We start from the raw sequence: 1,567 nt of genomic DNA, 5'->3' as shown, positions 1-1,567 counted from the left end.
TGACCGTCGAGGCGGTCAGTCGCGTGGTAACGAAGATCAATTTACGCCCGCGAAAACGCCTGGGCTGGAAGACGCCGTACGAAGTTTATGCAGGGGTGAGCGTTGCACTTATGTGTTGAATTCAGGGACCGTAGTTTACTGGGGATGCGTGACTCGGAATTGGCGGTACTGGTCATGGACCTGGACGTACAACAGAAAGATTTTTTGGGAACGGGCAAGCTCCAGCCGGCGCGGACGTTTGCCCATGAGTTGCGCAAGGGGATATGGCGTAAGTTATTTGGTATGCGCGGCGGCGTGCGCCCAGCTGATGAATTGAAGGATGCTATTGAAAAACCTGGGTATCCGGAAAGCTGGAAGGCGATACAGGCGGTGGCCAAGCGTAATACGGAACATTATGAAGCGGTTTTTAAGTTTATTCCAAGAAGCTTTCACTCCACTGACGGTGATCGAAGTTATCGTGCCTCCATCTGGCCTGTCATCAATACAAAGGTGGCACAAAAAGACTATGGAAAAATAAATTTGGCAGAAGTCAAAAAAGAGCTCATGCCCTTTGAGTTAGAGTTCTGGAAAACTCCGCAGCATGAAATTGACTCGCTCCCGAGATTAAATAAAATTTCTGGCTTTATCACAGCCTACCCAATCAACTGGACAAAACACGAGAATAACAACATGGATTTTCACCATGCTTTGATGACTCATACTCCACCTACTGAACCTGTAACCAGCGAGTCGCTTGATGCCCAGCAGACTAAAAAGAAAATCGCGTCACGGTCAATAAATACCTCGGAGTTTCGCGGATGAAGCTTACTAAAATAATCTCATTGGCCTGTTTCCTAGGAAGTATGTTCTTTGCCCTTCAAGCCAAGGCACAACCCCTCCCTGAGGGCTGGAAGACTGAGTGTGTAGGGTATTTTCAGATTGGTTTGCCAGGAGAAATCGACATAGGCGTGACACTGGGGGATATAGACCCAAGTAAGGGGACACACAAGATTTTCCATAGAGAAATCGAGCTCTTTGCAAGCTCGATCTATATTGGCGATATTCGCACGTCCTCAGTACTTCCTGAAAGCAGCTTCTCAGGTATAAAGGATGAGAGGGCGAAGCAAATAGAAAACCTAAAACTGCGCATGAAAACCGACCCATCTATAAAAATACTGACTTATGAAGCTGCCCAGAACTCAGTACTGTCCTTCTTTACTAGCAAGCAGAGGGTTCATGGGTCAATATTCATTTATCAAGCAGGCCGAATTTATTCTTATCTGCAATCAGACGATGAAACAAAAAATATTAAAGATTACATCAATGCTAATCTCGTTAATTTCATTGGGAATTTTCGCGCCCGCGCGCTCTATGAAGTGCCGGAAGAAAAGGGTTTCTGTATGCCCTACGGCTTCGTTAAGGAAACTCTGAAAAAGGCTTCCAGATTTGGTGAAATACCCGCCTCACAGGAATCGAACGGTTGAGTCCCGATGAAACAGATGTCCTTCGCCGATGCTGAGTACGCCGGCAAACGTAAGCAGACCCGCCGTGAGCGCTTCCTGATCGAGATGGATCAGGTCGTGCCCTG

At 47.1% G+C, this 1,567-nt stretch carries 2 protein-coding genes and 1 pseudogene; all 3 read left to right on the top strand.

What is annotated here, in order from left to right:
* Positions 1 to 119 (top strand): annotated as a pseudogene (locus AC19YR_RS24715) (IS30 family transposase); the annotation flags it as partial.
* Positions 120 to 174: 55 nt separating this feature from the next.
* A complete protein-coding gene (locus tag AC19YR_RS24710; protein ID WP_500600436.1) occupies positions 175 to 801 on the top strand; it encodes a hypothetical protein in 627 nt (208 codons plus the stop codon).
* Positions 798 to 1,463 (top strand): hypothetical protein, encoded by a 666-nt coding sequence (locus tag AC19YR_RS24705; RefSeq protein WP_500600435.1) that lies wholly within the window; start codon positions 798 to 800, stop codon positions 1,461 to 1,463. Before AC19YR_RS24710 ends, AC19YR_RS24705 begins: the two co-directional genes overlap by 4 nt.
* The last annotated feature ends 104 nt before the right edge of the window (positions 1,464 to 1,567 follow it).

It is taken from the genome of Pseudomonas sp. MF08817 (assembly GCF_059862705.1).
This window is presented reverse-complemented; position numbering and strand designations above follow the sequence as displayed.

What these genes read in the sequence shown, in the direction of transcription:
- AC19YR_RS24710 (WP_500600436.1), top strand. Translation starts at nt 175, where the DNA reads ATGGACCTGGACGTACAACAGAAAGATTTTTTGGGAACGGGCAAGCTC.
- AC19YR_RS24705 (WP_500600435.1), top strand. Translation starts at nt 798, where the DNA reads ATGAAGCTTACTAAAATAATCTCATTGGCCTGTTTCCTAGGAAGTATG.